At 60.8% G+C, this 22,388-nt stretch carries 19 protein-coding genes and 2 pseudogenes; 15 read left to right on the forward strand and 6 right to left on the reverse strand.

The genetic code is table 11. The annotated features are described in order from the left end of the window. Positions 1 to 129: 129 nt before the first annotated feature. The gene (locus CWE01_RS06120; protein ID WP_100939639.1) at positions 130 to 1,839 is read left to right on the forward strand and encodes a DUF262 domain-containing protein; all 1,710 of its coding nucleotides are present in this window, start codon (positions 130 to 132) and stop codon (positions 1,837 to 1,839) included. A 158-nt stretch (positions 1,840 to 1,997) separates the two neighbouring features. Further along, entirely contained in the window at positions 1,998 to 2,396 is a 399-nt protein-coding gene (locus tag CWE01_RS06125; protein WP_315975348.1) for a VOC family protein, read from the forward strand. 34 nt (positions 2,397 to 2,430) lie between these two features. On the opposite strand, the gene CWE01_RS06130 is transcribed toward CWE01_RS06125, so the two are convergent. Together CWE01_RS06130 and CWE01_RS33265 are read right to left on the reverse strand one after the other, a co-directional pair. Then, complete coding sequence (locus tag CWE01_RS06130; protein ID WP_100939641.1) at positions 2,431 to 2,910, reverse strand: lysozyme; 480 nt, start codon at positions 2,908 to 2,910, stop codon at positions 2,431 to 2,433. Between the two features lie 70 nt (positions 2,911 to 2,980). After that, entirely contained in the window at positions 2,981 to 3,352 is a 372-nt protein-coding gene (locus CWE01_RS33265; RefSeq protein ID WP_157815189.1) for a hypothetical protein, read from the reverse strand. Between the two features lie 333 nt (positions 3,353 to 3,685). On the opposite strand from CWE01_RS33265, the gene CWE01_RS06135 reads away from it, so the two are divergent. The 6 genes from CWE01_RS06135 (at position 3,686) to CWE01_RS06160 (ending at position 9,791) form a co-directional block, all read left to right on the forward strand. Further along, positions 3,686 to 5,326 (forward strand): Nramp family divalent metal transporter, encoded by a 1,641-nt coding sequence (locus CWE01_RS06135; RefSeq protein ID WP_100939717.1) that lies wholly within the window; start codon positions 3,686 to 3,688, stop codon positions 5,324 to 5,326. Between the two features lie 228 nt (positions 5,327 to 5,554). After that, entirely contained in the window at positions 5,555 to 6,013 is a 459-nt protein-coding gene (locus CWE01_RS06140; RefSeq protein WP_305729720.1) for a type IV pilin protein, read from the forward strand. Then, positions 6,013 to 6,477: a Tfp pilus assembly protein FimT/FimU gene (locus tag CWE01_RS06145; RefSeq protein WP_100939642.1), complete on the forward strand. Its 465-nt coding sequence runs from the start codon at positions 6,013 to 6,015 to the stop codon at positions 6,475 to 6,477. The genes CWE01_RS06140 and CWE01_RS06145 overlap by 1 nt, the downstream gene beginning before the upstream one ends. After that, complete coding sequence (locus CWE01_RS06150) at positions 6,461 to 6,877, forward strand: hypothetical protein (protein ID WP_100939643.1); 417 nt, start codon at positions 6,461 to 6,463, stop codon at positions 6,875 to 6,877. Before CWE01_RS06145 ends, CWE01_RS06150 begins: the two co-directional genes overlap by 17 nt. Further along, positions 6,874 to 7,611 (forward strand): PilW family protein, encoded by a 738-nt coding sequence (locus CWE01_RS06155; RefSeq protein WP_100939644.1) that lies wholly within the window; start codon positions 6,874 to 6,876, stop codon positions 7,609 to 7,611. Before CWE01_RS06150 ends, CWE01_RS06155 begins: the two co-directional genes overlap by 4 nt. Before the next feature lie 11 nt (positions 7,612 to 7,622). Beyond that, entirely contained in the window at positions 7,623 to 9,791 is a 2,169-nt protein-coding gene (locus tag CWE01_RS06160; protein ID WP_100939645.1) for a hypothetical protein, read from the forward strand. 15 nt (positions 9,792 to 9,806) lie between these two features. Here CWE01_RS06160 and CWE01_RS06165 read toward each other — a convergent pair. Continuing rightward, a pseudogene (locus CWE01_RS06165) lies at positions 9,807 to 10,082 on the reverse strand (DUF1016 N-terminal domain-containing protein); the annotation flags it as partial. 213 nt (positions 10,083 to 10,295) lie between these two features. Here CWE01_RS06165 and ggt point away from each other — a divergent pair. The 4 genes and pseudogenes from ggt (at position 10,296) to CWE01_RS34185 (ending at position 15,905) form a co-directional block, all read left to right on the forward strand. Then, entirely contained in the window at positions 10,296 to 12,146 is a 1,851-nt protein-coding gene (ggt, locus tag CWE01_RS06170; protein ID WP_100939646.1) for a gamma-glutamyltransferase, read from the forward strand. A gap of 122 nt (positions 12,147 to 12,268) precedes the next feature. Beyond that, entirely contained in the window at positions 12,269 to 13,729 is a 1,461-nt protein-coding gene (locus CWE01_RS06175) for a glycosyltransferase family 39 protein (RefSeq protein WP_177144876.1), read from the forward strand. 388 nt (positions 13,730 to 14,117) lie between these two features. Beyond that, positions 14,118 to 15,050: pseudogene (locus CWE01_RS34180) on the forward strand (methyl-accepting chemotaxis protein); the annotation flags it as partial. Beyond that, complete coding sequence (locus CWE01_RS34185; RefSeq protein WP_371315564.1) at positions 15,042 to 15,905, forward strand: methyl-accepting chemotaxis protein; 864 nt, start codon at positions 15,042 to 15,044, stop codon at positions 15,903 to 15,905. The pseudogene CWE01_RS34180 and the gene CWE01_RS34185, both read left to right, overlap by 9 nt. A gap of 161 nt (positions 15,906 to 16,066) precedes the next feature. Here the strand turns inward: CWE01_RS34185 and CWE01_RS06185 are convergent, their stop codons facing one another. The 3 genes from CWE01_RS06185 to CWE01_RS06195 all read right to left on the reverse strand — a co-directional run bounded on the left by CWE01_RS06185 (position 16,067) and on the right by CWE01_RS06195 (position 18,568). After that, entirely contained in the window at positions 16,067 to 16,435 is a 369-nt protein-coding gene (locus CWE01_RS06185) for a glyoxalase superfamily protein (RefSeq protein ID WP_100939649.1), read from the reverse strand. A gap of 207 nt (positions 16,436 to 16,642) precedes the next feature. Then, on the reverse strand, positions 16,643 to 17,536 hold the full coding sequence (locus CWE01_RS06190) for an NAD-dependent epimerase/dehydratase family protein (RefSeq protein ID WP_100939650.1): 894 nt from the start codon (positions 17,534 to 17,536) through the stop codon (positions 16,643 to 16,645). 135 nt (positions 17,537 to 17,671) lie between these two features. Then, positions 17,672 to 18,568, reverse strand: a complete 897-nt coding sequence (locus tag CWE01_RS06195) for a LysR family transcriptional regulator (RefSeq protein ID WP_100939651.1) — start codon at positions 18,566 to 18,568, stop codon at positions 17,672 to 17,674. A gap of 452 nt (positions 18,569 to 19,020) precedes the next feature. On the opposite strand from CWE01_RS06195, the gene CWE01_RS06200 reads away from it, so the two are divergent. From CWE01_RS06200 to CWE01_RS06210, 3 genes are read left to right on the forward strand one after another with little or no spacing between them, the layout of a single operon-like run. Further along, positions 19,021 to 20,307 (forward strand): ABC transporter ATP-binding protein, encoded by a 1,287-nt coding sequence (locus tag CWE01_RS06200; RefSeq protein WP_100939652.1) that lies wholly within the window; start codon positions 19,021 to 19,023, stop codon positions 20,305 to 20,307. After that, positions 20,298 to 21,659 carry a polysaccharide pyruvyl transferase family protein gene (locus CWE01_RS06205; protein ID WP_177144879.1) on the forward strand — a complete coding sequence of 454 codons (1,362 nt, stop codon included), beginning with the start codon at positions 20,298 to 20,300 and terminating at the stop codon, positions 21,657 to 21,659. The genes CWE01_RS06200 and CWE01_RS06205 overlap by 10 nt, the downstream gene beginning before the upstream one ends. Before the next feature lie 9 nt (positions 21,660 to 21,668). Continuing rightward, complete coding sequence (locus CWE01_RS06210) at positions 21,669 to 22,355, forward strand: 2OG-Fe(II) oxygenase (RefSeq protein WP_371315565.1); 687 nt, start codon at positions 21,669 to 21,671, stop codon at positions 22,353 to 22,355. Positions 22,356 to 22,388 lie beyond the last annotated feature (33 nt).

A 22,388-nucleotide genomic window follows, 5' to 3' on the forward strand; every position in this document is an offset into this window, starting at 1 on the left:
GAATTTTTCAGAATTTGCAAAGGCCACTTTGCGTCCTGCAAAAACTTACAACCTGGTTGTATCAGACGCTCTCTGCTCCCCCCAGAGTCCCGATCAGTGGCCACTCACCATTTTGAGCATCTATAGAAAATGAAAAACCCTGACAAAATTAGTGTTCACGAAACCTTCGATGGTTCCGTTCGGTACTCCGCCCCCGTGTACCAGCGATACTATGTTTGGGGAAATGAACCATTACAGGCGCTATTGGAAGACATAGAAAGTTCTGGCGACGAAAACCCAGAGCAATTCATTGGCGCCACCGTTGTCCAGGACTTTGGTAAAAAAGGTGGTAACCAATCGCCTAATGAATACCTGATGATTGATGGCCAACAACGCCTGACCACCATTTACCTGCTCATCTGCGGCCTTGTCTGGTCCTACCTCAAGGGCGGCAAGGACGAAGATGCGCTGACGCTCGCGCAGACCTACTTGTCCTTCTCTGCGGGCAGGCACGCGGGCATGCCAAAGCTCCTGCCGACCATCCAGGACCGTCGGCAGCTGTTCAACATCCTGCAATCCGACATCACCTGCATTGAATGGAACTTCAAGGAGGAAAGTGTCGATGAGCACTCCAGCCGCCGGGGTATTTCAAACCAATGGGACAATATCAAGCGGCAATTCAACGAGGACTTTTTCAGCGAGACGGGGCGCATTTCAAAAAAGAAAATCGAGTACTTTCAGGAACGTCTCCTGTCCAAGATCGTATTCATTCAAGTCACCCTCGAGGCCACAGACGACGCCAACAGTGTCTTCTCGAAGCTGAATTATGAGGGCGTCAAACTGTCGCTCTCAGACCTGATCAGGAACGATATCATCTCCCGCGTTCCAGACAAAAACAGGGATGACCTGAACAAGTTTTATGAATCCACTTGGAGACCTTTTGAAAAGTCTTTCCCGGAGAACTCGTTTGATCAATATATCACCACCTACTCCTTCATAAAGTTCAATGGGTCCGTCTCTAAATCCAGGGCCTTTCCCGAGTTGCAGAAGGCCTGGTTCGGTATTGACCCGAGCGCCATCGTCTCGGAAATGAACCTGTACGCGGACCTTTATTGTGCCTTGGTAAAATACGCGCCACTGAAGGGCATCAGCAAAGAGGTTGGGGAGCGCGTTCACCGATTCAGCCTGATGCCGAAAACCACCGTCACCTGGCCATACATCGTGGAGCTGTTAAATGCATCCAGAGAAGGAACAGCCGCCAAAAGCCATACGCTGCAGTGCTTGTCGATCGTCGAATCATTCCTGGTTCGTCGTGCCGTCGTGGGCCTGGAACCCACGGGACTGCACTCCGTCTTCAAAGGCCTGTGGGGCAAGGCCGGGGCTGACCCCAGGAAGCTCAAGGAAAAACTGGTCACTGGCACGACACGCTGCCCCAACGATCAGCACATCCGAGAAACCCTGCGAAGCGGGGACATGTACTCAAGAAAAATCACCAAGTATCTGCTGATACAGAGTGAGCTCCACTACAACAAGGAAAATGGCTATGACAACGCAACCGATGACTTCACGGTGGAGCACGTTCTGCCCCAAAGCCTGAACGCCAAATGGTCGATCTTGTTTACCAAGGAAGAGCACAAGGCCCTCCTGCATACCATCGGCAATCTTGTGCCGTTGACTGAAGGGCAAAACGGCAGGATCAAGGACCAGGACTGGGCCAATAAAAAGACCCACATAAAGGGCTCAAACTGGAAAATCACCCAAAAGGTCGCCTTGGCGAGAAGCTGGGACAAAGCGCAGATCCAGCGTCGAGCCAAACAGTTTGCCGACTGGGCGCTCAAGGAGTGGCCAGACGTCAAGTAACGCCGTCCCGCCGGGGCGTAGCCTTCCTTGTGTGAGCACAGGGATTGCCACGCCCTTGAGGCGTGCAGTTGATCAAACGGGCACTCTATGCAGTCATGGAGTGGGACTGCGATACTCTTGAAACCTACACTTTCGAAGGATCCGGAATGTTCAGCCACGTGACTGTCGGAACAAACAATCTCGACCAGGCCGCCGCCTTCTACGACGCGGTTCTGATTCCGTTGGGCCTGTGCCGGCGCACGGTCACGCCTGACGGTGGCCCACCTGCCGCTTGCTGGGTCATGCCTGATCGCACCTTGCCTCGGTTCTACGTCTATTCGCCCTATGACCGCCTGCCGGCCAACCCTGGCAACGGCAGCATGCTGGCGTTCTCTGCGCCTTCCCCGGAAGCCGTGGACGCAGCCTATGCCGCCGGCCTCCATGTCGGAGGCGTTGACGAAGGGGCACCAGGGCCTCGGCCTCACTATGGCGACGGCTACTACGGCGCCTACCTTCGCGACCCGGACGGCAACAAGGTCCATATCGCCCATCGTGGTGATTTGAACTTGGCCGGGTGACACCTTCAGACCTGGGTAATCCCTCTGAACAGGCTTATGCCGCCGCCACTCCCGCAGCAATTGCATCCGCCCCGCTGCTGCCGGTGAACAGAGCCGCCTCGGCGGCGCGACGACGAGTCAGGCCAGCCATCACCTTGCCGCCGGCCTTGTTCCAGGACGCGAACTGCTTCACCGCCCCGGTCATGTCATTGGCATTGATCAAGCGCAGAAGCGTTGACGTCTGCAAGTTGCCGGCACCCAGGTTGTAGACGAAGTCCACCAGGGCGTCGAACTGGCCCTGCTTGAGCGGCACCGTTGCGGCTTTGGAGACGGCCTGCTCCCGCGAGACAAGGTCTGTGGTCAACTGCGCGTCAGCCTGCGCCTGGGTCCACACCAGCCCGGAAGTCACTTCGCGACCGGTATGCCCCCAACCAATTGTCCACGGCGCACCACCGCTGGCCGGGTCTGGATACGCCTTCAGCCGGCAACTCTCGAAATACTTCAGCACTGCGATACCGTTGGGTGATGTTTTCATGATCTCTCCATGTGCAAAAGAACCCGCGGGGCGGGCGTTGTTGTTTTACCGATACTTGAATCCACAAGCCTTACGCACAAGGCAGCCGAAACCATCCATGCATCACGGAAAACTTAATAGTTTCAAATAGATAAACGTTTTTTGCTGAGAGGGTGATTTGTCGCATACAGCGTTGAGTGGCGGAGCACATCAACTGTGATAAAAACACCACAAAAGCGAGTAAATAGTCCATTTCCAGACTCACTGTTTTGTGTGCAAATATTCGGCTGTCTGACTGAGCGTAGCATGGGTCGTGAGCCCCATCCATTGCATCGAACGCCAACCACACCGCCAAAAAAGGCTTATCTGCCCCCACCCCCCAGGCAAAAACACCTATAAAAATTTCATAAATTTTTACTCGCCATTTTCTCTCACATTTGGTTACATTCGCCGAAATAACCACGGAGAACTCCTATGGACCCCAGCTCTAGTAGGCCGGTCACACTGACTGGAATGGTGCCGCCTGGCAGGTAGGACTGACCCTGGTTGATCTCCCCCCGCTCGAACGCCCCGCGCTTTATGCAGTTCCCTTCCGTGTGACCTCCAGACAACCCGGACCGACCTCGGTCAGCGGTTGAACAACCCAATTTATTGCGTTTTCCATAACGCCAGGAATGCCTGTCATTTCGTCTCCAACAACGCCCACGGTTTGTGGCCAGGAGAAGGAAGACGTGTGCTCGCCTGTCCGATGGGAATCGAAAGCGGCTGCCAATGCCACGCTTTGGAGGAACTCACCATGTCCAACTTGAATGCACAATCCGCTGTCCTCGACAGCGCCCATATCGGCGATATCCGCGGTGCCTTCGGCACCATTCGCCATGACGATATCGCCCCACGCAACGGCTGGATGCATCGCCTCAAAACCCTGATGGCCATCCTCGGCCCAGGCCTGATCGTCATGGTCGGCGACAACGACGCCGGCGCCTTCAGCACCTACGGCCAGGCCGGCCAGAACTACGGCACGCTGCTGCTGTGGACCCTGGCGCTGCTGATCCCGGTGCTCTACGTCAACCAGGAAATGGTCCTGCGCCTCGGTGTCGTGACCGGTGTCGGCCATGCCCGCCTGATCCTCGACCGCTTCGGCAAGTTCTGGGGCGCGTTCAGTGCCATCGACCTGTTTATCCTCAACGCCCTGACCATCGTCACCGAGTTCATCGGCATCAGCCTGGGGATGGATTTCCTCGGGGTGCCCAAGGTGGCCGGCGTGTGCCTGGCGGCGGTGTTCATCATGCTGGCGGCGTGCACGGGCAACTTCCGGCGCTTCGAACGGTTCGCCCTGGTCCTGGTCATCGGCAGCCTGCTGCTGGTACCGATCTTCCTGATGATCCATCCGCCCATGACCCAGGTCGCCCATGACTTCTTCATCCCGCAACTGCCGGCTGACGGCAAGCTGTCGGACGTGTTGTTGCTGATCATCGGGATCGTCGGCACCACCGTGGCGCCCTGGCAGTTGTTCTTCCAGCAAAGCTACGTGATCGACAAGCGCATCACCCCACGCTTCATCAAGTACGAACGCGCCGACCTGTGGCTGGGCATCGCCCTGGTGGTGATCGGTGCGGTGGCGATGATTGCCTTCACCGCCCAGGTCTTCGTCGGCAACCCGGAGTTCGGCAACTTCACCGACGCCGGTGCCATCGCCGCCGGCATCGCCAAGTATCACGGGCGTCTGCCGGGCGTGCTGTTCGCGGTCGCACTGATCGACGCCAGTATCATCGGCGCCATGGCCGTGTCGCTGTCGACCGCCTACGCCCTGGGCGATGTCCTGAGCCTGAAGCACTCGTTGCACCGCAAACCCGGCGATGCCAAGGGCTTCTACCTGATGTACTGCGGCCTGATCGCCGTCGCCGCGGCCCTGGTGCTGATCCCGGGCGTACCGCTGGGCCTGCTGACCAACGCGGTACAGACCCTGGCCGGCGTCCTGCTGCCCAGCGCCACGGTGTTCCTGCTGCTGCTGTGCAATGACAAGGAAGTCCTGGGCCCTTGGGTGAACAAACGCTTCACCAATGTGGTGACCGCGGTCATCGTCGCTATACTCGTGCTGTTATCCGTAGTCCTGACCTCGGCCGTGGCCTTCCCGGACATGTCCGGTGAAACCATCACCGATATCCTGATGGGTGGCGGTGTCGTGGGCCTGATCATCGCCATTGCGGTGAACGTGTTGCACGCCCGTAAAGCCGTGGACGAAGCCGGCCTGACCGACAAAACAACCACCTTCACCCAGGAAATGATGAACTCTTGGCGCATGCCGCCACTGGGCAAGCTTAAACCCATGGTCCTGTCCCAGCGCAATCGGATCTGGATGGGGGTGCTGCGCGGCTATCTGGTCGTCGCCATGGGCATGGTGATTTTCAAGGTGGTGCAGTTGGCAATAGCGTAAAGGCTGCGCGCTGAACCTGCAGACCGATGAATCGGACCGAGTGGGGTCCTGCCCTGGGCAGGGCGCCGCCCGGTCTGTGGATTGATGGAGATCAACAGAAGGTCCTGGAATAAGACCGATGATGAAAGATTCTCCAGGCCGGGTCGTTCCTCCCGGCCTGATTCCCGAACCGTCACTCAATGATGTCATAATGAAACGTGACCATGGGGTCAGGGGAGCGCCAATCAAATGCCTATGAACAACAACAGAACACAATCGGGGTTTACCCTGATCGAACTGATGATCACCGTCGCCATTGTCGCGATCCTTGCCGCCATTGCCCTTCCGGCCTACAACAGCTACGTCACCAAGAGCAACCTCAAGTCCGCCGAGGCGGATCTGGTCGCACTGAGCCTCAACCTGGAAAACTATTACCAGAAACAATTGGTTTACCCGGTCTCGACCGCCAGCGGTGTCACCCAGATCCAATGCGTGCTGTTCGGCAACCCGACGCCCTGCACCAGCCCGACGTCAGGCTGGCAACCCAGCCAGTCCAGTAATTTCAGCTATTCCATCAGCTCCACCGCCACGACCTATACCGTAACGGCCACGGGCACTGGCACCACTGTCAGTGGCTGCATCCTTACCCTGGACCAGGGTAACAACCGCGGCATCTCCTCCTGCAGTCCCTATAGTAGTTGGCTGTAATGCACAGCCGTGGCTTCACCCTGATCGAGATGATGATCACGATTACCCTGTTCGCGCTTTTGCTGGTAGTGGGGGTACCCTTGACCCAGTCGTGGACCAACAGCGCTTATCAACGCGATGCCGCCGGCCTCTTGAGACAAGGGATCAGCCGCGCCAAGTCGATCGCCCTGCGCAACCAGGGCAAGGTGCAGGACACCGCACCCGCCGCCGTGCTGTGCGTCTCCGGCCAGAGCCTCAAGTTATTGGGCCTCACTCCCGGGCAGACCATCGACTGTACCGTGACCACACAAATCCTCTGGAGTACCCCGCTCCCGACCGTCGCCGTGCTTCAGGTCGCCAACGTCAACCTGGCCTGTATCGCCTTCAGCAACCGAGGTTTCGCGGTCAGCAGCGGCTCATGCACCACCGGCACCGTTCAAGTCACGGCAGGCAGCGAGAGCGCAGTCAATGTCCCGCTCATATAGGTCGGTTCCGAAGCCACAACGGGGCGATATCCTGATCGAAGCGCTGTTCGGCATCCTGCTGATGTCGATTATCGGCCTGGGGATCAGCTATGTCGCATCGCGGGCAGCGGTGAGCCAGCGCGACATGAAACTGGAAAATATCGTGGTCAGCCAGATGCGCAGCCTGCTGGAGCAAAACGGCGCGCTGTTGTGCACGACCAACGCCGCCCTGCTCGTCGTCTCCCTCCCCACCCAGACCGCGACCCAACCGATCGTGGCAACCTGCACCACCCCCCTGGCCGTCACCGTCGGCACCAGCGTCCTCACCGGCGGCGCGCCGCTGAGTTCGGTGGTACTGACCACCCGCACCCAGGACACCAGTATGTTTGGCGGCATCATTCGCGTGGGAGACGAGCCATGATCCGCGGACAACGTGGCTTCACGATGATCAGCATGATGGTCGGCACGGTCATTTCCCTGCTCAGTATCCTGGCCATGCTCTCGCTGTATAAAAACCTGGTCTATAACTCGGTGACATCGATCCAGAGCGCCACCCAGGATGGCCAGGCCGCCTCGGCCCTGTTGACCGCTCAACGTGAGCTGATGAATGGCGGGTTCTGGAGTGGCAGCGCCACCGTGCGCGCCACCTCCGATATCGGTAATAATTTCGTGCTGCTGTCCGGTGCCGCGCTGAGCAATGGCACCCTGACCGGCACCGCCACCGCCCAGACCAATTTCCCGACCCTGACCAGTGCCGCGCCGACCGGTACCACCGGCAACGCGATTGTCTGGTCCTACCAGACCAGCTCCACGGCCACGGCCAGTTGTGCCGGGCTGCTGGCCAGCAACGGCGCCCTGATCAGCATCAATGGCGGAACCAGTTGTACCCAGGCCTCGACGCAATGGGGTACAGCGACCTGGACCAGCACCACGCTGATCGCCACCAACCAGGGCACCGCGCCGTTCTCGGTCGGCTTCGCCACCTGCTGGCCTTACGGCCGTAACACCGACACCACCAATACCGCCTATCGCCTGCAAATCACCCTGAGCGCCAACAACAGCACACTGGACCCCAATAGCACCAATCCGCAGCCCGCCTACGTCCAAAGCAAGGCGACGGCGTGCCTGATCAATTTCGAAAAACCCTCTTCCTGACCGAGCCCTCGATGCCAGCCCGATCGTTTTCCCAGTCGACACGCGCCGCTCAACGCGGCATGGCCGCAACGCTGATGATCCTGTTTGTCGGCATGGCCCTGACCGTGACCGCCCTGGGGATGATGTACGGCATACGCGGCGCCCAGCAGCAGCAATTGGCGGCACACGCCACCTCGCCGGCGGAGTCGCGGGTCTGGAGTGGCGTGGAATGGGTGCGCCTGTACTTGCAGGGGCAGTTGCTGCTGGACAGCACCCTGGCCAATGTCACCCTGGGCAACCTGCCCATCAGCGCCAGCGGGCTCAGTGCACAGATCATTTCCAAAGTCGCCAGCGGTGGCAGCACGCTGGTCACGGCCACCGTCACTGCCACCAACACCCTGGCGACCAGCACCCTGCAAGTGGTCTACCTGCTGACACCGGCCAGCGCCGCGAGCTCGCCTCCCAGCGGCAACCTGCCGCCGGCGTTGCAGTTCAACGGCGACTTCAACTACAGCGGCGGCAGCCTGTCGATCACCAACGGCACGACCCTGGCGAACATCGCCGTGACCGGCGTGCTGACCATTTCCAACGGCTCGACAGCCTATGTCTCCGGATGCGCCAAGGGCGGTATCAACCTCAGTGGCGGCGGTATCGCGAACAACGCGAGCCTCAGCACCGAAGGCACCTTTTCCATGAGTTCCAGCAGCCCGCCGGTCAACCTGACCGTAGCCGCCAAAACCATCAACATCACTCAGTCCGGCGGCAGCTACGCGGCGATCAGCGCCGGGGCTTTCACCGCCAATGTGATCTCGGCCGGATCGACGATCGGCACCGCCCTGGTCGGCGGTCTAAAAAACGCCGACAACTCGATCACCGCCGCCAACACCGGGACCGCCCTGATCACCCTCACCAATGGCACGGTCTACACCCTGGACCTGACCAAGGTCACTCAATCCGGCGGGGTCATCACCACCACCGCCGGCGCGCAGTTGATTTCCGGCACAGGTACCCTGCCCACCAGCATCTCGCTGACCTACAACGCGGTGTACGGCGGCGGCGTCAATTTCCTCACCGGCACCGTGGGCAGCCTCTGGGGCAACACCCTCGCGTTGACCGGCTACAGCGCCACCTACAACCTGCTCAAGGCCAACAGCAACGTCTCGATCCTCACCGCGACGGTGGGTCAGTTCCAAGGCGGCGGCACGTTGAGCGTGACGCAATACAACACGCCGACGTTCACCACCGCCAGCCAGATCACGGGCACCGTGCTCAACCAGAACGGCACGGCCTATACCGGTACCCCACTGGCGAACCTGACGCAGAACGTTGCCACCGCCTCACCCGGCCTGCCCGGCGTACCGTACTGCAACATCACCGCCAGCACGATAGATGTCACCCCCCTGCAAAGCCAAGCCAACTACGTGTTCTACTTTTCCGGGAACACGCCGATGCTGAAGATCCAGAACGTCAACACCGCCGCGGGCACGGCGGTGTCGGTGGGGCCGTACAACCTGGCGACCACCGACATGCGCACCCTGCTGGGGTCCAATTTCCTGACCTGCAACTACGGCAACAACAGTTGCGGCAACAGCGCGACCCCCACCAACGGCTGGACCTTCACCGGTATCCAGGCCCTCCCGCCGGGCGTGCTTTGGTTCCAGGGCAACGTCACCCTCGACGGCGTGCAGAGCCTGAGCCGGCTCACCAATACCGTGCTCACCACCGGTAGCGTCACCCTGACCAGCAACAGCTCGGTGCCCTTGTATTCACCGAACTTCTCCGGTTACTCGAGCCTGTGCACCGGCGCCTTCTACCCGACCAACCTGTGCAACAAAACCGCCACCCCGCCGGGACTGGCCACCTGGACCGACTCCTCCAACGTTGTCCACAGCGGCCTGCCCATCGGCAACATCGCCATTGAAGCCAACAGCGGACTGAGCACCAGCGGCTGGACCCTGTACGGCAACGTCATCCTCGGCGGCCTGGTCAGCACCTCGGGGGCCACCACCAATATCAAAGGTGCGCTGTCCACCGGCAACAACGGTACCAGTCCAACCACTATTTCCCAGGGCGGCATCGCCATCGATGTGTCGGCCGTGACCGGTGACCAGACCATCACCAACCCTGGCACGCCCACCACGGGAGGCGGAAGCTCGGCGGTCCCGGCCTCGACGAAAGTGCGCTGGATCCGGGCGTATTGAATGTTCCTCACGCTAAATCTCATAGAACTGGCGCATGCGGAACAAATTTGATCGAGTAAATCCGCGTAACCCAGGTTGCGTCCGAGCCAGATGCTCGGCCAACTGGCTGACCACTGCATCGCCCCACTCGGCCTGTTCCAGCTTACGGCTGATATAAGCCCCCACCTGCCAATAAACTCAATCAGCCGGGTATTCACCGCTTGCACGGCTTGCAAGCCTGGCACTGTTAATCAACGCAAGCACTTCGTCGAAGCGGTCATCTGCCCGAGCATCGGACACGCTGGTCACCACTTTTTCTGGTCGGTTCAAGCACACACTCCATGCGACGCAGCAGACAGGTAGATCGAGATATTTACCTGTCAGACTGATTGCCTGTCACGGGCAATATGTAAACTTGATCTTTCCAGCCATGAACTAGCGGCTCATCGGTTTTCCTGTTCCTGGCCCCGCTAGCTCAACGATTGTTCCCGCCGCCGCCCCCGGACTATAGTGCCGGGCAAGTCCATGGCAGGAGCCTACACAGTGCACTCACGTTTTCCATCACGTCGTTTCCCTCTTCGCGCCCTGGCTCTCAGCCTCGCGTTCACCCTCAGCAACGCACCCGTTGCCTCAGCCGACACCACCCTGCCCGACGCGCCGGAAATCGGCACGGGCTATCGCACCGGCATGCTCACGCAACACGCGGCCCGGCACATGGCCGCGGCGGCCAACCCGCTGGCGGCCGAGGCCGGGCGCGAGATCCTGCGCCAGGGCGGCTCCGCCGTGGATGCCGCGATTGCCATGCAAGCCGTCCTGACCCTGGTGGAACCGCAAGCCACCGGCATTGGCGGCGGTGCCTTCATCATGGTCTGGGACGGCAAAAAGGTGCATGCCTACGACGGCCGTGAAACCGCACCGGCAGGCGCGACAGAGAAACTCTTCCTCAAACCTGACGGCACCCCGATGGCCTTCACCCAGGCACAGATCGGCGGACGCTCGGTCGGTACGCCAGGGGTGATGCGCGCCCTCGAACTGGCCCATCGCACCCAGGGCCGCCTGCCCTGGGCGAAGCTCTTCGAGCCGGCCATCCGCCTGGCCGAACAAGGCTTCCCGATTTCGCCACGCCTGCACAAGCAGATCGTCGCCAGTCCGTTCCTGCCCCACTCTCCCGCCATGGCCGCCTACTTCCTCAATGCCGACGGCAGCCCGAAAGCGGTCGGTACGACGCTGAAGAATCCGAAGCTGGCCGCCGTGCTCAAGCGCATCGCCAACGAAGGCACGGACGCACTCTACAAGGGTGTCATCGCCGAGGAGATCGTCGCCGCGGTCAATGGCAGCGCCAACCCCGGAACGCTTTCGCTGGCCGACCTGCAAGGCTATCAAGCCAAGGAGCGCACACCGCTGTGCTCCGACTACAAGCAATGGCAGCTCTGCGGCATGCCACCCCCGTCCTCCGGCGGCATCGCCATCGCGCAGATCTTCGGCACCTTGCAGGCCCTGGAAGCGCAGGACAAACGCCAGGCGCTGTCAGCCCTCGGCCCGGTGAAAAGCTCAAGCCCCGCCGGTCTCGAGCCGCGCCCACAGGCCGTGCACCTGATCGCCGAAGCCGACCGCCTGGCCTATGCCGATCGGGGCCTGTATGTCGCCGACAGCGATTTCATCCCGGTCCCGGTCGCCGGGCTGATCGACCCCGGATACCTCGCCCGCCGCGCCCGCCTGATCGGCGAACGCAGCCTGGGCCAGGCCGAACCCGGCGTCCCGGCCGGTATCCAGGTAGCCCTGGCGCCGGACCGCTCGCCGATGCGCATTTCCACCTCGCAGATCGTCGCCGTGGACGACCAGGGCGGTGCCGTGTCGATGACCACCACGGTGGAAAGCTCGTTCGGTTCGCACCTGATGGTCGAGGGTTTTATCCTCAACAACCAGTTGACCGACTTCTCCTTCATCCCGAGCGAAAACGGCAAGCCGGTGGCCAACCGTGTCGAGCCGGGCAAGCGTCCACGCTCGTCCATGGCGCCGACTCTGGTGTTCAATCGGGCGAACGGGGAATTCCTCGGCACCGTCGGCTCGCCCGGCGGCTCGCAGATCATCGAGTACGTCTCCAAGACCCTGGTCGGTTTGCTGGACTGGAAACTCGATCCGCAGTCAGCCATCAACCTGCCCAACTTCGGTAGCCGCAATGGCCCCACCGAACTGGAGCAAGGCCTGTTCTCGGCGCAGCTGGTAAAGGCGTTGCAGGACAAGGGCCACGCCGTCAACGAACTGGACATGACCAGCGGCACCCAGGCGATCATGCGGGTGCGTGATGCCAAAGGGCAGTCGTCATGGGCCGGCGGCGCCGACCCTCGGCGCGAAGGCGAGGCCTTGGGCGACTGAAACGTCTTGGCACACTCTGGGGCGACAGCTCTTCACAATATGTTGAGAAATCGCCCCGTATACTTCGGCCGTCCACAGATTGCCCAGCGACCCGCGTCCTCTCTTTCGGTATCACTATGCGAATGACACGCCCTTTCCTGCTCCTGCTCTTGATGAGCGGCCTATTGTTCTTTTTCGGACTGGGTAACCACGAGTTGCAGGGCTCCACCGAATCCCGGGTAGCCGGGATCGCAATGGAAATGCACCTGACCCAGGATTGGGTCACACCCCACCTGCTGGGCGAGCCCTTCCTGGAAAAACCACCGCTGAGCCTCTGGCTCGACGCCAGCGCCATACAACTGTTTGGCGGCACTCCCCTGGCCGTGCGCCTGGCCTCGGCCTTCGCCGGCCTGTTCACGGTGCTCGCGCTGTTTGCGTTCCTGCGCAAGATCGGTCGCCCGACCGTGCTGGCCTGGACCGCCGCCGCGATGCTCGCGACCATGGCCAGTTACCTGGGCAACGCGCGTCAGGTCGGCGAAGACGCACTGCTCAGCCTCGGAGTGACCCTGGCCCTGCTGGCTTTCTTCCGGGCCACCGAGCAAGCGGCGCAAGGCAACAGGACCCGCGGCGCCTGGTGCGTCTTCGTCCTCGGCATCGCGATCTCGACCCTGAGCAAGGGGGTACTGGGCCTGGCCTTGCCGGGCGTCGTGATTTTCGTCTACCTGGTGAGCCAAAGCCTGATCGACAGACGCTTCACCCTCGGCAACTGGCTGCGCCCGGCACTGTTCACCACGCTAGGGCTGATCCCTCTGCTGATCTGGCTGGCCCTGCTCTACCAGCGCGGCGGCCTGCAGGCCATCGGTGAAGTGCTGTGGGCCAACAGCGTCGGCCGCTTCAGCGGCTCTTTCACCTCCGCCGGACACTACGAGCCGTTCCACTACTACCTGGCCAAGCTGCCGGAAGCCTTCCTGCCCTGGAACCTGCTGGTGTACCTGGGCCTGTGGACGCTGCGCAAGCGCCTGGTGGCCAACCGTCACCTGCTGTTTGCTACCGTCTGGATCCTCGCCCAGTTCACGATGCTGACCCTGGCCTCCAGCAAGCGCATGGTCTACCTGATGTCCATGGCCCCGGCCGCCGCCATCATCGCCGCCGAATACGCGGTGGTGATCCTCGAGTGGTTGCGTCGGCGCTCGGCCACCTCGCCCTTCAGCGCCAAGCTGGTGAAACATCGCCGCCCCCTGGCAGTGGGGTTGATGGGGTTGGTGGTCTGCGCCTACCTGGTGCTGGCGACGCTGGAGTCGCGCATCGACCTCAAGAGCTCCTTCAAACCGCTGACCGACCAGATCATCGAGTTGCAGGCCCATGGCAAGCAGGTCGCGCTGTTCCAACCGGAAGAGCGACTGGCCTCCACCGTGTTCTATACCCGGCGCCAGCAGCAGGTACTGATGACCGAAGCCGAGTTGACGGCCTTCCTCGCCGCCTCGCCGGACAACGTGGTCATCGTCGACCAGAACCTGAAAATTCCGACACCTCCAGCGCCGATCAAGGTCCTGAGCAGCATCACCATCGGTGGCAAGCGTCTGTATCATTTCTACGGGCAGTAAGTTGCCCCGCACTGCCCACCCATAAAGAGCCGGCGCCTTCGAAGCGCCGGTTTTTTTGCCTGAAAAATCGGTTTCGCAAACAAATAACACTATCCTCGGTACTGAGTTACCCAGAAACATGCTGCAAGACAAAAATCTTTCAGCTATTTGTGTTAGCGCCGATACAGGCTCTACCAACAAATTCAGCTGGCTCCAAAAACAACACCTTCCAGCCACCCGATAGCACGCAACACAACGTTCCTGGAGGAATTCGATGAATAGCTGGTTCGGCAATATCAGCGTCAACCTGAAACTTGGCCTGGGTTTCGGCTTGGTGCTGCTCCTGACCACCATCCTGGCCCTGACCGGCTGGAACAGCCTGGGTGGGCTGATCGACCGCAGCAACTGGATGAGTGACATCACCCAGCTCAACGCCTCGCTGACCAAACTGCGCGTGGCGCGCCTGCAATACATGCTGACCAACGGCGACGAAACTGCCGCCCAGAACGTCCAGGTCAACCTGCAAGCGTTCATCGATCAACAGCAGAAGCTGATCGGCAGTTTCAAGAGCCCGGAAAACCTCAAGCTGCTCAAGGAGCAGGCTGACCTCATCACGCAATACCAGCAATCACTGAACAAGATGCGCGATGCCTATCGCACCGGTAACGGCGCACGCCAGACCATGAGCGACAACGCCGATACCGTCAGCAAGCTGATCACCACCATCAACGACCAGGTGCTGCACATGCAGCCCGGCGAGGAAGGCCGCTTCGAACGCTTCCAGGCCATCACCCGGGCCAAGGAACAGTTCCAGCTGACCCGCTATGAAGTGCGTGGCTATGCCGCCAACAGCAACCCGGACACCGAGCAGAAAGCCTTCAATCAGTTGAGTGAAGCGATCAACGGCCTCAAGGCCCTGGAGCAAGCCTTCAGCAGCGCCGAACAGGGCTCCGTGACCCAGCTCGAGACGGCCCTGGGCAACTACCGCACCGCCTTGCAGGCCTACAAGTCCGCCAACGCCGCCGCCGTGCAGGCGCGCAAGGAAATGACCGACCAGGGCACCGACATCGTCACCCGCAGCGAAGCGCTGTATCAGATCCAGCTGGACCGTCGTGACAGCGAAAGCGCCCAGGCCCGCAGCTTCCAACTGGGCAGTACGCTGCTGGCATTGCTGGTCGGGATTCTCGCCGCCGTCGTCATCACCCGGCAGATCACCCGCCCGATCCACGAGACCCTCGGTGTGGTCGAGCGCATTGCCGCCGGCGACCTGACCCACAACCTGGTAGTCACCCGCCGTGACGAATTGGGCGTGTTGCAACAAGGCATCCAGCGCATGGGCAGCACCCTGCGCGACTTGATCAGCGGTATCCGCGATGGCGTCACCCAGATCGCCAGCGCCGCCGAGGAACTCTCGGCGGTCACCGAACAGACCAGCGCCGGGGTCAACAGCCAGAAGATCGAAACCGACCAGGTCGCCACCGCCATGCACGAAATGACCGCCACCGTTCAGGAGGTCGCGCGCAATGCCGAACAGGCCTCCCAGGCCGCCGCCGCAGCGGACGGTGAAGCCCGTGAAGGTGACAAGGTGGTCGGCGAGGCCATTGCCCAGATCGAACGCCTGGCCACCGAAGTGGTGCGCTCGACCGAAGCCATGACCGTGTTGCAGAAGGAAAGCGACAAGATCGGTGCCGTCATGGACGTGATCAAGGCCGTGGCCGAACAGACCAACCTGCTGGCACTCAACGCCGCCATCGAGGCGGCGCGGGCTGGTGAAGCCGGTCGCGGGTTTGCCGTGGTAGCCGATGAAGTGCGCGGCCTGGCCCAGCGCACCCAGAAGTCCACCGAGGAGATCGAGGGCCTGGTCGCGGCCTTGCAGAACGGCACCCAGCAAGTGGCGAATGTGATGAACAACAGCCGCACCCTGACCGACAGCAGCGTCGCCTTGACCCGCAAGGCCGGCACCTCACTGGAAAACATCACCCGCACGGTGTCGAACATCCAGTCGATGAACCAGCAGATCGCTGCGGCAGCCGAGCAGCAGAGCGCGGTGGCCGAAGAAATCAGTCGCAGCATCGTCAATGTCCGTGACGTGTCCGAACAGACCGCCGCCGCCAGCGACGAAACCGCGGCGTCCAGCGTCGAACTGGCCCGGTTGGGTAATCAGTTGCAGATGATGGTCAGCCACTTCCGAGTCTGATACCCCGTCTCGTCGAGGCCCACAGAAGGGAATCTGTGGAGCCTGCAAGGGCGAAAAAAACAGCCCCCCCTCGGACATCCAACCGGCTTCAAAGACCTCTTCGCGGCAATCCGGCAGGCTCCGCGCCTAACTGCGATCGAATTCAACCTGAATGGACGTCCTCAGACGCAAATCGCATTGGTAAACACCAACCGATTGCCGAACGGATCATGGAGAGTCATGTCCAGACTGCCCCAGGGCATGGCCTGAATCTCTGGCGGTACCTCGCCGCCGGCGCTGTCCAGCAACTGCGCCCGGAACGCTTCCAGCTCGTCGGTTTCGATGCGCAGCGCCGCCCCCGGCTTCGCGTCGCCCTTGTGCTCGCTCAGATGCAGCACGCAGTCGCCCCGGGACACTTGCAGGTACAACGGAAACCCGGGCTCGAAACGGTGCTGCCAATCGACGAAGAACCCGAGGAAGTCGATGTAGAACGCCAACGCCTTGCCCTCGTCATCGATATGCAGGACGGGAGTGGTTTTACCGAAGCTCATGACGGGTCTTCCTGGCTACCTGGATCAAAGCGCTTCGGCCTCGAAAGCAGATTCTTTAATAGCCAGATGCCACCAGTGCAAAAAGCGCGAAGTGGCTCGCAAAAACCGCGTCGCAAAGCCTCCGGGCGCGCAGGCAAGCGGGCAGATCGCAGCGCCTGGTCGGGCTGATCGCCACCCTGACCCGGGAGCGATCAACCCACGGTTGCGTTACACCATCTCGTTGAGAATCCACTCGGTTACCGAGGTGCGCTTGGGCTTCCAGCCCAGCAGTTCGCGGGCTTTCTTGCCACGCACCCGGCTGTTGGAACCCAGGCCATAGTTGGCCATTTCATAGCCCCACTCAGCCTCGGCATCAGCCAGCGGCCAGTCCTGCGGTTCGCCCAGGTTCAGGGCCCGGGCCATCGCGGTGGTCATCTCGATAAACGCGGCCTCACCGCTTTCCACGAAATAGAAGGCGCCCGCCGGGGTATTGGTCAGCGCCAGCAGATACAGCGCCACCACGTCATCGATATGCACGTTGGACCAGATGTTCCGGCCCGTGCCCACATGGCGCACCACACCACTCTTGCGTGCCTGTTTGAGCAGTCGCGGCAACTGCACGCTGTCGCGGTTCACGCCCTGGCTATGGCCGTAGATCAGCGTGTTGCAGAGCACCGCCGAGCGTACGCCGAAGGCCGCCGCGCCCAGGACCAGGTTGTCGATGGCTACGCGCGCAGCCTTGTCGACAGTCGGTTCGGGCAGTTGGTCTTCGTAGTAGATACGGTCGCTGGCCAGGCCGCCGGAGGCGTCGCCGACGATGCTCGAACCGCTGGTGTGCAGGAACACCTTGTCGGAACCACGCAGAGCACCGAGCAAGGCTTCGACCGCCCCCCGATGGTCGCTGCTGGCGGCGTTGATCACCGCGTCGGCCTGGCGTGCCTGTTCGGCCAGCAGCAGGCTGTCATCCAGGGTGCCGATGACCGGGGCAATGCCCAGGCGGCGCATTTCTTCGGCCTGTTCGGCGCTGCGCACAAGGCCTGTGACCTGATGGCCGGCCTTGACCAGGCCAGTGGCGATGGAACCGCCGATAAAGCCGGCGGCGCCGGTAATGAAAACATTCATGGAGAAACTCCGTGCGTGGGTAAGTGATGGATTCAGTATCAAAGACTTATCCGTGCCGAATAAGCCCGTGGGACCCAATTCACTCTTGCGCAGGAGTCACGAATTATCTGAACGCTGGCCGCGCCATACCGACGCCTACACGGCATAACCCGCCAGCTTGTCCTGGATAAAGTCGAGGAAGCACTGGATCCGCAACGCCAATTGCGAGTTGCGGTAGTACACCGCGTGAATCGGCTGGCGATAGCCGCTGTTGGCCTCGGGCAGAATCACCTGCAGGCGCCCGGCCTGGATATCCTGGTGGGTCATGAAATGCGACAGGCAGACAATGCCCTGCCCTTCCAGCGCCAGCTGACGCAAGGTCTCGCCGCTGGAGGCGCTGATGCCCGGCTGGATCTGCCAGCGATCACCCTGGGCATGCCGCAACGGCCAGTGATTCAGGCTTTCGGTCTGGGTAAACCCGAGCAACGTGTGCCCGGACAACTCGTTGACGCTGGCCGGTACCCCATGCGCTTCCAGGTACGCGGGGCTGGCGAGGATATTCAGCGGACTGCTGCCCAGGGAACGCGCGTGCAGGGTCGAATCCGCCAGGTTACCGATACGAATGGCGATATCGGTACTTTGCTCCAGCAAGTCGATAATCAGGTCATTGCTGTTGAGCTCCAGCTGGATATCCGGATACAGGCGGCGAAACTCCGCGATATGGGGCACCACCGCATGCAGCATGAAAGGCGAAGCGGCATTGATTCGCAGGCGCCCGGCCGGCGTCTGCTGACGCGAGGACAGGCGCTCCTCCAACTCATCCATCTGTTCAAGGATCTGCTTGGCCCGCTCGAAGAAGAACTTGCCTTCCTCGGTCAGGTCCATGCGCCGCGTGGTGCGGTTGATCAAGGTGGTTTCCAACTTGGCCTCGAGCCGCGACAGACTTCGGCTGACCGCCGAGGGTGTCTGGCCGACCTGTTCGGCAGCGGCGGAAATCGAACCGCACTCGATTACACACACGAAGATCTGCAATTCATCGGATCTGGCTTTCACCTGTGTCCCTCATGGAAAACTCGCTCGACAATCGCCTTATTCAGCGGTCACTTTATTTTGTCTGAAATGTATTAATTCAAACACAATTATTACTTGGGCACTGCTTGACTCCAGGCACTCTTCGCCCTAACCCATTTATCGCATTTAAATGCCCATTGACGCCAATATCCCGACATAAGCCGACCTATTCCTCGGCACTCTGTTCTTCAAGACGGACTGTTTTACGCCCAGGGATAATTCCTTATTTCGGAAATCTCAATTATCAATTATTCTCAGCCACACCAAGAATTTCACTACAGAAATCGGACTGAACTCCCCCTCAAATCAGAGAAAAGTCCTACTCATTATGCCCGCAACAAAGACGGAGCTGTCTGACCGACCGTTGGGTGCGAGGTGATGCACATAAAGCAGTGCTTTAAGGATGCTTGTATTAATGTGTAACGGACTTGCCAATGTCGCTTGATTTCGCAATTGATGTCCAAGACCTGAGCAAGTGCTACCAGATCTACGACACGCCCCAAGATCGCCTGCTGCAAATGCTGCTGCGCAACCGCAAGCGATTCTATCGTGAGTTCTGGGCGCTCAAAGCCCTGTCCCTGCAAGTTCGCCGAGGCGAAACCGTCGGTATCATCGGCCGTAATGGCAGCGGAAAATCCACGCTCTTGCAGTTGCTCTGCGGGACCCTGACGCCCACCCAGGGCACCCTCCAGGTTCAGGGCCGGATTGCCGCCCTGCTGGAGCTGGGCTCCGGCTTCAATCCGGAATTCAGCGGCCGCGAGAACGTCTACCTGAACGGTGCGGTCCTGGGTCTGACGCCGGCGCAGATCGACGCCCGTTTCGACGAGATCCAGGCCTTCGCCAACATTGGCGACTTTATCGAGCAACCGACCAAAACCTACTCCAGCGGCATGCTGGTGCGGTTGGCCTTTGCGGTCTCGGTGTGCGTGGAACCGGACATCCTGATCGTCGACGAGGCACTTTCGGTGGGCGATGCGGCCTTCCAGTTCAAGTGCCTGAACCGCCTGGAAACCCTGACAAAAAATGGCACCACGCTGCTGTTCGTGTCCCACGACATGAACCTGGTCAAACGCTTTTGCAATCGGGTGATCTACCTGAACCAGGGCCAACTGGTTGCCAGCGGCGCGCCCGAGGACATGGCCGAGTTGTACCTGCTCGACATGCGCGATGAGCAGCGACGCTGGGCCTCCGGAGGCGATATTGCGGTCACGCGCAAGTCATTCCTCGACACCCGGGACGGTATCGCCTTCGGTACCTCGGAAGGGCATATCAGCAGCGCCGTGTTCACCAACACGCAAGCTCTGAGCTCCGCCTACCTGTATGGCGAAAACGTCGAAATCCATGTCCAGGCACGGATCCAGGCATCCATTCGCCAACCCTCGGTCAGTTTTACGATTCAAGAAGCTCATCTGCTGGTCATCGGCGGCGCCAACCTGGCGCTGGTGGTAGAGCCGGAGGAAGACGGCTGGCAGCGTGCTTCAACCACCGTCACCTTCAAGGCCAGGCTGGCGGCGGGTCGTTATCACGTCACCCTCAAACTCATGGATGGGCTGATCGAACACACCGCCCAACTGATCGAAAAACAAGTGGCGCCGCTCTCTTTCGAGATGTTGCCCAACGCCGAAAACTTTCTCGGGGCGGTCGACCTCGGCTTGCACGCCGTCGACACCTCCACCCGGACAAATCCTCTATTCAGTAACGGAACCGCGCCATGCAAATGACTGGACGCACCTGGCACATCGGCATCTTCGGCACCTTCGATGTCGAGAACTATGGTGACCTGCTGTTCCCAATCCTCGCCGAAGCCGAATTAAGCAAACGCCTTGGCGCGGTTCAACTGCATCGTTTTTCCTACAATGCAAAAAGCCCAGCCGAGTGGCCCTACGCCGTGACGTCGGTCAGCGACTTGCCGGAGCTGGCCGAACAACTCGACGGCGTTCTGATCGGCGGCGGTTTCATCATCCGTTTCGACAAAGTCGTCGCCCATGGCTACTTCCCCCCCACCGCAGATATCCATCACCCCACGGGTTATTGGTTATCGCCGGCGCTGATTGCCCAGCAGCACGGCGTCCCGGTGATCTGGAACGCCCCGGGCATGCATTGCAATGATATTCCCGAGTGGAGCACGCCCCTGCTCAAGCTCGCGCTGGAGCACAGCCAATGCGTGCGGGTCAGGGATGAGCCGACCCGCGAAAGCCTCGGCGCGCTCAGCCCGAACACCGACATCCAGGTGCTGCCCGATACCGCCTTCAACCTGCCCAACCTGATCGACGAACAATACCCCAGCGCGGCCTTTGCCAAACTGCGCCAGACGTTCGGACTGGATGTGCCCTATATCGTCATCCAGTCGATTCATGTGGTTGAGCCGTTTTTGCAACTGTTCGAGCAACACCCGGAGGCGTTGGCCGGCTACCGCCTGTTGGTCATGCCGATCGGTCCGGTACTGGGCGACCATCACATGGTGGTGACCGCGCGCATACCCGACGCCATCACCCTGCCGTTCTGGCCGGAGCCCTTACTGCTGGCGGAGATCCTCGGCAACGCCCAGGCGGTCATCGGTCACAGTTATCACCTGTCCATCAGTGCCCTGGTCTTTGGCGTGCCGGTGTTTTCCACGGCAGACCTGAGCACCGGCAAGTACACCGCGCTGGCCGAGATGGGGCAGATGCATGCCCTGCCGAAAGCGGAAGAACTGACGGTGCAATGGTTCACTTCACGCATCGGCAAAAAGCCGCCGTCCGCGTCGTTGAGCGCAGCCAAGGTCGAGCTGGGCGCCTATTGGGACCAGGTCGCAAAGATCATCGTCCAAGGGAAGACCTCGGCTCACCGCACCCTCAACCGCTTCTGGCAACACCTGCCGACCTTGCTGGAAAACGGCGTAAACCGTCCCTTGGCGCAAGCGCAACCGTCCCCCCCGACGCTCGACTATCTGAATATCGAGCTCAACGCCCGGCAGCAACAGATCTTCCAGCTGAACGAACAACTGACCACACTGCGAAACTCCAACAGCTTCAAACTCACGGCGCCTTTGCGCTCACTGGGGCGTGGTTTCAGAAAATTGAGAGGGCGATAAATGCAACCCATCCTGAACCTGTCGGCGCTCAAACACGGCGCACTCAAGAGCGACCCGTATGCCTGGGCCGAAATCAGCAACCTGTATTCGGCGCAAGACGCCGCCGCCCTGGCCGCGACCTATCCCCACGATCACTTCAAGACCGTGACGGGCTATGGCGGCGAAAAGAATTATGACTACGAGGCCCGCGCGCTGCTGCCCATGGGTAGCGAGGCGATTGCCTACGAATCGGCACTGAGCGATGTCTGGCGCCGACTGGCCCGGGATCTGTGCAGCGCGGCCTATCGCGAGGCCCTCAGCGCCCTGACCGACCAGGACCTGCGACAGGCACCGATGGAAGTGAACGTTTTCCACTACGGCCCGGGGGCCAGCCTGGGCGCCCATCCGGACCTGCCGGACAAACGGGTCACCCATATTCTCTATTTCAACGAGTCCTGGGACCGGGCCCATGGCGGCTGCCTGAACATCCTGCGCAGCAAGGACCCCGCCGACCTGGCCGCACTGGTCGAGCCGCTGGTGGGCAACTCTGCCGTGCTGGTGCGTTCGAGCAACTCCTGGCACGCCGTCTCTCCCGTCGTCCCGGACCAGAGAATCTCACGCCGCAGCATGACGGTTACCTTCTACCAGCCAGGCTCCGAAAGCTCGATGTGGCCGCCTGGCGATACCACACCGCTGCACAGCTATCCTCGGGACTGATTGCAACAAGACCGGGGTTGGAGCCCTCCACCC

The organism is Pseudomonas sp. QS1027 (genome assembly GCF_002814235.1).
Classification (GTDB): Bacteria; Pseudomonadota; Gammaproteobacteria; order Pseudomonadales; family Pseudomonadaceae; genus Aquipseudomonas.

Excerpts from the sequence above, each read along its gene's own strand:
- CWE01_RS06135 (WP_100939717.1), top strand. The coding sequence starts at position 3,686 with ATGTCCAACTTGAATGCACAATCCGCTGTCCTCGACAGCGCCCATATC.
- CWE01_RS06155 (WP_100939644.1), top strand. The coding sequence starts at position 6,874 with ATGATCCGCGGACAACGTGGCTTCACGATGATCAGCATGATGGTCGGC.
- CWE01_RS06190 (WP_100939650.1), bottom strand. The coding sequence starts at position 17,536 with ATGAATGTTTTCATTACCGGCGCCGCCGGCTTTATCGGCGGTTCCATC.
- CWE01_RS06185 (WP_100939649.1), bottom strand. The coding sequence starts at position 16,435 with ATGAGCTTCGGTAAAACCACTCCCGTCCTGCATATCGATGACGAGGGC.
- CWE01_RS06160 (WP_100939645.1), top strand. The coding sequence starts at position 7,623 with ATGCCAGCCCGATCGTTTTCCCAGTCGACACGCGCCGCTCAACGCGGC.
- CWE01_RS06205 (WP_177144879.1), top strand. The coding sequence starts at position 20,298 with ATGCAAATGACTGGACGCACCTGGCACATCGGCATCTTCGGCACCTTC.
- CWE01_RS06200 (WP_100939652.1), top strand. The coding sequence starts at position 19,021 with ATGTCGCTTGATTTCGCAATTGATGTCCAAGACCTGAGCAAGTGCTAC.
- CWE01_RS06145 (WP_100939642.1), top strand. The coding sequence starts at position 6,013 with ATGCACAGCCGTGGCTTCACCCTGATCGAGATGATGATCACGATTACC.
- CWE01_RS06175 (WP_177144876.1), top strand. The coding sequence starts at position 12,269 with ATGACACGCCCTTTCCTGCTCCTGCTCTTGATGAGCGGCCTATTGTTC.
- ggt (WP_100939646.1), top strand. The coding sequence starts at position 10,296 with ATGGCAGGAGCCTACACAGTGCACTCACGTTTTCCATCACGTCGTTTC.
- CWE01_RS06120 (WP_100939639.1), top strand. The coding sequence starts at position 130 with ATGAAAAACCCTGACAAAATTAGTGTTCACGAAACCTTCGATGGTTCC.
- CWE01_RS06140 (WP_305729720.1), top strand. The coding sequence starts at position 5,555 with ATGCCTATGAACAACAACAGAACACAATCGGGGTTTACCCTGATCGAA.
- CWE01_RS06150 (WP_100939643.1), top strand. The coding sequence starts at position 6,461 with ATGTCCCGCTCATATAGGTCGGTTCCGAAGCCACAACGGGGCGATATC.
- CWE01_RS06130 (WP_100939641.1), bottom strand. The coding sequence starts at position 2,910 with ATGAAAACATCACCCAACGGTATCGCAGTGCTGAAGTATTTCGAGAGT.
- CWE01_RS34185 (WP_371315564.1), top strand. The coding sequence starts at position 15,042 with ATGGGCAGCACCCTGCGCGACTTGATCAGCGGTATCCGCGATGGCGTC.